The sequence below is a fragment of the Pseudomonas sp. AIG genome (genome assembly GCF_977020205.1).
The window spans coordinates 1-9013 of record NZ_CDROCK010000093.1 but is presented as its reverse complement, the minus strand read 5'-3'; the positions used below and the strand labels follow the sequence as shown (position 1 = coordinate 9013).

General features: G+C 57.3%; 8 protein-coding genes and 1 pseudogene. 2 read left to right on the top strand and 7 right to left on the bottom strand.

Going from position 1 to position 9013, the window contains the following annotated elements; all coding sequences use genetic code 11:
• The 6 genes and pseudogenes from ACWR1S_RS30090 to ACWR1S_RS30065 all read right to left on the bottom strand — a co-directional run.
• Positions 1-1216 (bottom strand): annotated as a pseudogene (locus ACWR1S_RS30090) (type IV secretion protein Rhs); the annotation flags it as partial.
• Between the two features lie 238 nt (positions 1217-1454).
• A complete protein-coding gene (locus ACWR1S_RS30085) occupies positions 1455-1862 on the bottom strand; it encodes a tetratricopeptide repeat protein (RefSeq protein WP_454566046.1) in 408 nt (135 codons plus the stop codon).
• Positions 1863-2234 (bottom strand): hypothetical protein, encoded by a 372-nt coding sequence (locus tag ACWR1S_RS30080; protein ID WP_003223109.1) that lies wholly within the window; start codon positions 2232-2234, stop codon positions 1863-1865.
• Positions 2231-2572 carry a helix-turn-helix domain-containing protein gene (locus ACWR1S_RS30075; protein WP_454566045.1) on the bottom strand — a complete coding sequence of 114 codons (342 nt, stop codon included), beginning with the start codon at positions 2570-2572 and terminating at the stop codon, positions 2231-2233. The genes ACWR1S_RS30080 and ACWR1S_RS30075 overlap by 4 nt, the downstream gene beginning before the upstream one ends.
• Positions 2573-2684: 112 nt before the next feature.
• Positions 2685-3140 (bottom strand): YkvA family protein, encoded by a 456-nt coding sequence (locus ACWR1S_RS30070; RefSeq protein ID WP_077571749.1) that lies wholly within the window; start codon positions 3138-3140, stop codon positions 2685-2687.
• A 294-nt stretch (positions 3141-3434) separates the two neighbouring features.
• Positions 3435-4151, bottom strand: coding sequence for an FKBP-type peptidyl-prolyl cis-trans isomerase (locus ACWR1S_RS30065; protein ID WP_007919751.1), 717 nt, complete (start codon positions 4149-4151; stop codon positions 3435-3437).
• 269 nt (positions 4152-4420) lie between these two features.
• Here ACWR1S_RS30065 and ACWR1S_RS30060 point away from each other — a divergent pair, with 269 nt between their 5' ends.
• Together ACWR1S_RS30060 and ACWR1S_RS30055 are read left to right on the top strand one after the other, a co-directional pair.
• Positions 4421-6229: a di-heme-cytochrome C peroxidase gene (locus ACWR1S_RS30060; protein WP_454566044.1), complete on the top strand. Its 1809-nt coding sequence runs from the start codon at positions 4421-4423 to the stop codon at positions 6227-6229.
• On the top strand, positions 6226-7389 hold the full coding sequence (locus ACWR1S_RS30055) for a catalase family protein (protein WP_454566043.1): 1164 nt from the start codon (positions 6226-6228) through the stop codon (positions 7387-7389). Before ACWR1S_RS30060 ends, ACWR1S_RS30055 begins: the two co-directional genes overlap by 4 nt.
• Here the strand turns inward: ACWR1S_RS30055 and ACWR1S_RS30050 are convergent, their stop codons facing one another.
• Complete coding sequence (locus ACWR1S_RS30050; protein WP_454566042.1) at positions 7390-8760, bottom strand: hypothetical protein; 1371 nt, start codon at positions 8758-8760, stop codon at positions 7390-7392.
• Between the last annotated feature and the right edge of the window lie 253 nt (positions 8761-9013).

The window sequence follows — 9013 nt, the reverse complement described above, 5'->3', positions numbered from 1 at the left end:
CCATCGACACCGGACAACCATTGGTGCAGGTAAAGGGCACGCAATCGGCGCTGTCACCGTTGGGGTTTTTCGCCTGATCCGGCGAGTCGTCGTGATGCTCGTCTTTCTTCAACAAGGTGTTGCGCTGCGCATTCCAGCGCAATTGCATCCGGCCCTTTTTCACCCCGGCGGCGATGCCACGTGCGGCAACGGTTTTGTATTGATCGACGTATTTGATGACCCCTTCGACGATGCCGAACATCGCCTTCACCAAACGCTTCACCGCCGAGAGCAATTGCACGGCGCGGTCCGCCAGACGCAGCGTCAGATAAGCGATGCCTGCACCACCACTGACGAACGTCAAAACGACGCTGATCAGCACATCGATGAGCAACTGCACCATCATCATCGATGCCGCTTCCGCGGTTTTCCCGGCGATTTCGCTGGGCGGCAACATCTCGAGCCAAAGGCTGCCAGTGCGCAGCAACAAACACAGTGCAGCTTCATCACTGACCAGCAATTGAAGCTTTTCCATGACGTCGGGGGCGGTCGCCGCCAGCGCCATCAACTGCGTGGCGCCCTCACCCAGCCGCTCGGCGAACGCTCCGGGATCCTTGAGAATGTCCGACAGCAGGCCAATGCTGTCCCACACCCCCTCGATCGCCGCCCAGCTCCCGGCGAGCATGCCGTTGCCCGCCGCCGTCGCCACCGACTGCGACCACTGCGGTTTGAAACCCTGCCACTCACTGCGCAGCCAGCCATCCAGCTCAGCGGTCAGGCCGTCATAGGCTTTGAAAAGATCCTCGACCTGATGCGGAGTGACATCGCTGTGCACCAGCACCCGATAGAACTTTCCAGGTACTCCTTTGAAAGAGCCCTTGCCTTGCGCATCAAGGGTGATGGGGGTGGTTTCACCACCATCCATGGCGATCACATCGACCACGATGTTGCCCAGCGCAATGTCGTATACCGATTCAAACTTGCTCTCGATCTCCATCACCCCGCCCTTCGGGCACTGGACGACGCCGGAGAAAAACTCGTTGTCGGTGCTGCTGACGGCAGTGCTATCGGAGCCGAAGCGAATGATCCGTTCCATGCCCATCAGCGACGGCAAATCCGTCGCCTGACTGACTTTTTCCACCGTTCGACTGGCCCAATGCTTGAGCTGCTCGCGGTAAATACTGAGGGTGGCGGGAAAGCTGTCGAGTGCTTGCTCGATGCGGGTGACGGCTTCCATCAGCGCACGCGGATGTGCGAAGTGGACTGAATAAGCGGATCAAACATGAGCGTTCCCTCGCGCAAAAATTAGGCGCGGGAACTGTGCGGGGGATCAATCAGGAAAGAAGTCAGGCAAGTAGGCGATGACTGTAGGACTTGTCTGTAAAAAATCACTCATAGATAAACAAGCGCGCAGAAACGCAAACGCGACGTGAGGAAACCTCACGTCGCGTTTATTTGACCAGACATAACTGGATTTACAGTGTTGAGTCGCGAGTACTCAGCTCTTTCAATTTGAGCTCAGCCAGCGGATGCCCGGCCTTGGCAGCCATGCCCCACCAGCGTGCGGCTTCAACAGGATCCGACGGTATGCTCGTTGTCCCGGCCAGGCTGATCACGCCGACCTGGTAAGCCGCTTTGCCATCACCTGCGAGCGCCGCCAGCCGCAACAGGCGCACACCTTCTTCACGCGCTCCGAGGCCGACGCCACGAAAGGTCAGGATATGCCCATAGAAGCTTTGCGCATCGACATCGCCGAGGTTGGCCATACGGGCAAACTGACCTTCGAGCCAACGCCAACCGCGCGGTTGGCGAACAAACCATGACCAGTGAAACAGCCTGCGGGCCAGCCAGTAACTGGCCCGCGCCTTGAGTCGTAAAAACACTCAGGCCTCCGCCGATTCCGGGTACTCGTATTCAAAAACGCGAACGACTTCCGACGCATGCCAAGAGGCAGCGGCAACACCATCGGACGGCCCGGAAAAACGTCCCAGACGTTCAACGCACTCAAAGAAACCGGTGCGCGGCAGACGACTGGCGCCTTGGCTGATCACCAGTGAGCTGCGCAACGGTTGTTCAGCCTTGGCATCCAACGCGGCCAGATGCTCAAGCGCAGCGGTCAAGGTTTGCATGGCCGGTGTCGGCAGTTGCAACCGTTCAAGCAAGGCCCGATAAGTCAGCAGATGGCGCTGACGGCGCGCCTGATCCAGTTCTCCGAGCAATCCGTCCCAATGTTGACGACTGATGCGTACGCTCACGATTCATCCCTCCACCCTGGCACCGTCAATTCCCAGGCCAGGCTGCGGCGAATCGCGGCGTCGGGTTGACGCTCGCCACTTTCGATCATGGCCAGATAAGACGGGCTGATGCCTACCGTGCGGGCCAGCGCCTCAATGGCGATGCCCTTCCCTTCGCGCAAACTGCGTAGTTGATCCAGACCTGGAAGAATCGGGTCTGACGTTGCCGCGACAGGCGCTGGGGCCGGGCGCGACGATGTTTCGTTGATGCCTGCTGCTTTTAGTAGAGCCTGATACTGAGCCCACGGCAGAACCGCGTATTCGGGTTCGCCATCGCGTGCAATTATCTGAATATCCATGACTACCCCGTAGGACAACAACACTTAGCGAGTCGGCACTTTTCCCTAGAAGTGTAATCCTAACAGCGGCCAAGGTCGCGGGGGGTATCTATCTACAGGAAGACTGAATGAATCAGGGCTTTTTCGGCCCCTGCAGTTGCAGTTGTTCAGGGGTATCGGGCAACCGTTCGACCACGGCGAGTTTTTCCGGTTGCTGGCGGTTGCGCCAGAGGCGGAAGGCATTGAGTTCATCGTCGAGGGTTTTCATCAGCCAGGCGAGAACGGCGATGTCGTCGAGCATGCCGAACACAGGAATGAAATCAGGAATCGCATCGACCGGGCTGAGGAAGTACATCAAACCCGCCACCACCGAAACCAGTGCTTTGCCACTGATGGCCCGGTACTCGCCGCGCCAATAAGCCAGGCATAGCGCCTGGAGCAGGCGTAGATCATCCTTGAGTTTGCCGAGGCGATTGCCTTGTGCGGCGCCTTTGCTGGCGACCGCAAACAGCAAGGTCGGCAAGCGGCCACGTGCCAGCAGGCGGCCGGCCAAGGGCAGGAATCGAGCGAAATTCCACGGAGCTTTCATCTATTCCTCGCATTGAAATGTTATCCACACAAATTGTGGATAACCTTGTGAACAGAGCTGCATTTCAGCGCTGGAAGCCCCGTTTCATAAGGCCTGCGCTCAGATCGGGCGTTTTTTACTCACATAAAAAACCCCAATATTTCATTGACTTGGCTGCTCAGGGCGGCTAGCGATGGCAGCCTCAATGGCTATGACTCTCCTGACCGCCATCGGTTCGCTCTGTTTACCCTTGCCAGACTCCAGATGCAACAACGCCCCGCATAAGCGAGGCGTTGTTGTTGAAGCCTTTGCCAATTACTTGGCAGCAGCAGCTTCTTTGGCTGGATCCTTGATGGCCAGCAGTTCCAGGTCGAAGACCAGAACCGAGTTGGCCGGGATTGCCGGGCTTGGCGACTGAGCGCCGTAAGCCAGATCGCTAGGGATGTACAGTTTGTACTTCTCGCCAACGTGCATCAGTTGCAGACCTTCAACCCAACCCGGGATCACGCCGCTTACCGGCAGATCGATCGGGCTGCCGCGCTCGACGGAGCTGTCGAATACGGTGCCGTTGGTCAGCTTGCCGGTGTAGTGAACAGTCACTACGTCAGTCGGCTTAGGCTGTGGGCCGTCGGCTTTCTTGACCACTTCATATTGCAGGCCGGAAGCGGTGGTGGTTACACCCGCCTTCTTGCCGTTTTCTTCAAGGAACTTCTTGCCAGCCGCAGCCGACTCTTCGCTCATCTTGGCCATGCGCTCCTCAGCACGCTTTTGCAGCGCGGCGAAGGCTTCGACCAGTTCTTCATCTTTCAGCTTCTGTTCTTTCTTGCCGACGGCATCTTCGATGCCCTGGGCTACCGCTTTGGAGTCCAGATCATCCATGCCTTCCTGAGCCAGGCTCTTGCCCATGTTCAGGCCGATACCGTAGGAAGCTTTTTGCGCCGGGGTTTTCAGCTCTACGCTGGTCTGCGAATCACAACCCGCGAGGACCAGGCTAACCAGGGCAACCGCCGCCGCCAACCGATGCTGTTTCATGCTATTTCCTTGTTCATGCGCCGAAAGGGCAATCGAGTAAAGCCGCGAGCTTATCAGGCCGCCACGACCAATGGCTACCGGCATGAGAGCAGGAATCTTCCGATAAGTTCAGGGATTAAAACGCATTGAGGCGAAGCGACGATGAAGCTTCTGTCATCTTGTCCCGACAATCAGCGTCGTTTCTCCTTGCATCATCTGGCGTAATGGCCACTTGCCGCATGTGGCAGGCTCAGGCATAACAGCGGAACAATTTGACAAGGATGTTTATCTTGCGCGTTCTATTCCGTGTGCTGACTCTGATCGTCGTGCTGCTGGGGCTCGTTCTCGCAGTGGTGCTGTATTACGTCGCCAACCCGAAATTGCCCTTCTACACGCCCGCCGAGCAGGTGCATTACCTCAATCAGTGGAGTGACGAAGACCGGCAAACCTACTATTTCACGCCTCAGGGCACGCAGGTCAAAGGGCTGCGCTATGAGTGGTTCCAAGCGTTGGAACTGCCCTTCTCGGAGCGACGTTTCGCCTCGCCCGATTACCTCGCGCGTTTCGGTTTTTTGATTGATCCGCAGCAGAAAGCCTCAGCGAAAAATCCGGGTAACCTCCCCGTCGGTTTTGCCCGGCACCAGAATCCTGACAGTTCCGAGCAATATCTGGACATCACTTGCGCCGCTTGCCACACCGGCGAGTTGCGCTTCAAAGGCCAGGCTGTGAGGATTGACGGCGGTACCGCGCAACATGTGTTGCCTTCCAGTGTTCCTACTTTACGGGGCGGCAGTTTCGGACAGGCGTTGGTGGCAAGTCTGACCTCGACTTACTACAACCCATGGAAATTCGAACGCTTTGCCCGAACCGTGCTGGGCGACGAATACGACACGCGCCACGATCAATTGCGCAAAGACTTCAAAACTTCACTGAACACCTTCCTCAAAGTCGCCTGGAACGACACTCATCGTGGCCTCTACCCGACCGAAGAAGGTCCCGGCCGCGCCGATGCCTTCGGACGCATTGCCAATGCAACGTTTGGCGATGCGATTTCCCCCGCCAACTATCGCGTGGCCAATGCCCCGGTGGATTACCCGCAGCTCTGGGATATGTGGACGTTCGATTGGGTGCAGTGGAACGGCTCGGCGCAACAGCCAATGGCGCGCAACATTGGCGAGGCATTGGGCGTCGGCGCCACCCTGAATTTCTTTGATGCCAACGGCCAGCCGCTGCAAGGCGATGCACGTTATGCCTCCAGCGTGCGCGTGCGTGATCTGCACACGATCGAAGAAACCCTGCAAAAGCTCAAGCCGCCCGCGTGGCCAGAGGAGCTGCTTGGCGCCATCGACAAGCCCCTGGCAGCCAAGGGGCGTACGCTGTTTGCCGAGAATTGCGCCGGTTGCCACGTCCCGCGCCAGACTCAGGAAGGTGAGCGCTGGGTGCAGCATTTGCACATGCTGCCGGTCGATGTCATCGGCACCGACCCGACCGCCGCCAACAATATCGCCAGCCACCGTTTCGACCTGAGCGCCCTGCAATGGGACCTGAAGGAACTCGAAACCATGGACGTCAAACTGCATCCGACGCCCAAGGAACCTCTGGATCTGAGCCAGTTGTCAGTGGCCAAGGGCCTGGCTTACGTCACCGCCTTCGTCGAAGATCGTGCCTACCGCGAAGCCAACGTCACGCCGCAGGAGAAACCACGTCTGGATGGCTTCGGTCTGCCCATCGGCGTGCGCGAAAAAGTCGCCTACAAGGCCCGCCCACTGGCCGGGGTCTGGGCCACCGCGCCGTTTCTGCACAACGGTTCGGTGCCGAGCATTTATCAGTTGCTGTCGCCGCAGGATGAACGCGCCACAACCTTCTTCAAAGGCACCTTCGAGTACGATCCGCGCCATCTGGGTTATCGCACCGAAGCTTTTTCCAATGGCTTCCTGTTCGACACGCGTATCACTGGCAACCACAACAGCGGTCATGAGTTTCGTGCTGGCGAACGCGGCAATGGCGTGATTGGTCGGCTATTGCAGCCCGAAGAACGCTGGGCACTTCTTGAGTACCTGAAAGTCCTCGGCGGCCCACTGGAGGCGCAACTGCCATGATCTCGACCTTCAAGAAAGAATTGCCGTTGTCGGCCAGAATCTGGTTATGGCTGGGACGTTTGCTTGGCAAAACGCTGCTGATTGTGGCCGCCATCGGCCTGCTCGGCTGGGCCATCGCCACGGCGTGGTTTGCCTGGCAACACCGTGGCCCGGTTTCAGCGCTGGAACAGATTCCAGCCGGCGAAGCCGCGATGACTCAAGACGTGATTCAGACCGCCGTGCGCATCGTTGATCAGCACCGCGAAGGCACACGTTATCTGCGCGACGCACACGCCAAGGCTCATGGTTGCGTGAAGGCGCAGGTGCAGGTGTTGCCGGAACTGGCGCAGTCGCTGCGACAGGGCGTGTTCAGTGAGCCCGGCAAAACCTGGCAAGCGATGATTCGCCTGTCCAACGGCAATGCCTACCCACAGTTCGACAGCCTCCGCGACGCCAGAGGCATGGCAATCAAACTGCTGGATGTTTCGGGAAAACAGCTGCTCGGCAACCGCCAGGCACAGCCTGAACAGGATTTCGTGATGTTCAGCCACCCGAACTTCTTTGTCAGCGATGTCGCCGAGTACCGTCAGAATGTGGCGGCCCAGGCCGACGGCAAGAAGGTCATGGCCTTCTTTCCCGGGTGGGACCCTCGCACCTGGCAGATCCGCCATTTGCTGATTGCGCTGGCAACCTTGTCGCCGCCGCCGGATAGCCCGACGGCGACCACATACTTTTCGGTTTCGCCCTACAAATTCGGCGAGACGAATGCAAAGTTCCGGGTAGCGCCCGATCCGGACAATTGTCCTGCGTACACATTGCCCAAACAGAACCACGACCTGCCGAATTTCCTGCGCAGCGCGTTGAATCAGCAGTTGTCGACGGATCGGGTGCAGGCCTGTTTCGTGCTGCAGATCCAGCGCCAGGATGCCCACAAATACATGCCGATCGAGGACACCAGTATCGAATGGCGCGAGCAGGACGCGCCCTTCGAAACCGTAGCGCGGATCACCCTGCCACCTCAGGATTTCGATACCCCGGCGCTGAATCTGCAATGCGATAACCTGTCGTTCAACCCCTGGTTTGGCATTGAGGCGCATCGACCGATCGGTGGGATCAACCGGTTGCGCAAAGCGGTTTACGAGGCAGTCAGTGACTATCGTCACCAGCGTAATGACAAATGATCACTCTGTCGGCTCGGCAATCACCGCGACTACCTCGACAGATGGCCTGATCCGCCCGGCATCCAGCCATGTCTTGCTCGGCAGGAGTACGCTCAGATTTCCGGCCGCTGCTACTTTGTCGACATACATCTGTGTGGTGATTTCACCCGAAACCAACTTCCGTTCAAAGTCCGTCGTCAACTCAACAATCAACGATCTGACTGGAATATCGGGTTGCGAAAAGCTCAAGACCGCCCCATCAGGTGTGATCATGAACAGGTGGTGCTGAGGGGCGGCGACCAACCGATCCAGTCCGACTTTCATATCGGAAGGGGAAAAAAAGTTCTTGAAGCGTTCGGTATCCGCTGCGGGCAACAGGTTTGGAGACGACGGCTTGCTCGAATGGTAGAAACCGTAAACCCGGAATCCCTCGGGAAGCTGGACATTGCCATGCTGATCCTTGGGAAAAATTGTAGACACGTCAAAGTCTATGTAATCACCGAACTCGGCAGCGGTGGCAATAAACTCATCCCGGTGTTTATGTTTGAGAATCACACCCACTGTTTGCCCCTCGGATGAATTGGGCTGCCTGATGCGCCAATAGGACGCAACGCCTGCGACGTCATGGAACACGGGGCTGAAAATCGGCATCAATTCGACCGAGAACTTCTTTGTCTGATTATTTGGGTCAATGTCCCATTTCCAACTGGCGTTCAATGCGCCTCGGCGACGCCATAACGCGCTTTTAGCCAAGCTATTGACTACCATGCGGAGTTCACCAGCTCCGATAGCCAACAGAATCCAGATGCTGGCTGGAAAAGTTCCTCTTTCATACAATCGCTGAAATAAACTCGAGCTTTGGTCTGTTTTTTTCGCAATCTGCCGGGACAGTTCAGACTCAAAATCTGATGCGCTTGAAGCGTATGAAATAAGACCGTCCTTGCCTGTGGACAGATAGCACCTGGAGTACTGGCGCCGCGGGTTCATGACGGCCCACAGATCGGACCAGGAAAAAAAGCGATTGCGATAAGACAACTCCGCCTCGGTTTCCTCCAGGCCGATCCATGCGCCTGGATGTAAATGGAAACTGGCGACGACGGTATATCCGACCGAAACGCACAACTGCCCCGCGCATTTGGACACAAAGAGCAAATCGTTGGATGGAACGCTGTCGTTATTCACTTCACGTGCGTCTGATTGCAAGAACTCGGCACAGTAATACCGTCCCTGGCAATCTTTCAGGATAAACCAGAGATCTTCGGTGTTTTCCTTGAATTTCATGCCATGTAGAAAGGCCGCGGCGTCATCGCATTCAAGAAATGACGGTTTGCGGGCCAGAAACGTTAGGTCCGCCGAATTTTCGGCAGCTTTTGCTGGAAGGGAATCACTCATGCACTCAGCCTCTCGGTAGGCAATTGAACAGGTTCATGACGCGAATTGCGTCATGAACAACGTTGCCCATTGTCCGAAAGCGGCTTGGCTGGCAGGCACTACATAGATATATGCAGCGAAAAATACTCAAACGCCAGACAGCAAAAAGCCCGCACTAGGCGGGCTTTCTGTGGCATCTGGCGTTCAGTGTTCCAGATTCCGAATATGGCGCAGCGGACGGGACTCGAACCCGCGACCCCCGGCGTGACAGGCC

What these genes read in the sequence shown, in the direction of transcription:
- ACWR1S_RS30075 (WP_454566045.1), bottom strand. Translation starts at nt 2,572, where the DNA reads ATGGATATTCAGATAATTGCACGCGATGGCGAACCCGAATACGCGGTT.
- ACWR1S_RS30070 (WP_077571749.1), bottom strand. Translation starts at nt 3,140, where the DNA reads ATGAAAGCTCCGTGGAATTTCGCTCGATTCCTGCCCTTGGCCGGCCGC.
- ACWR1S_RS30065 (WP_007919751.1), bottom strand. Translation starts at nt 4,151, where the DNA reads ATGAAACAGCATCGGTTGGCGGCGGCGGTTGCCCTGGTTAGCCTGGTC.
- ACWR1S_RS30055 (WP_454566043.1), top strand. Translation starts at nt 6,226, where the DNA reads ATGATCTCGACCTTCAAGAAAGAATTGCCGTTGTCGGCCAGAATCTGG.
- ACWR1S_RS30050 (WP_454566042.1), bottom strand. Translation starts at nt 8,760, where the DNA reads ATGAGTGATTCCCTTCCAGCAAAAGCTGCCGAAAATTCGGCGGACCTA.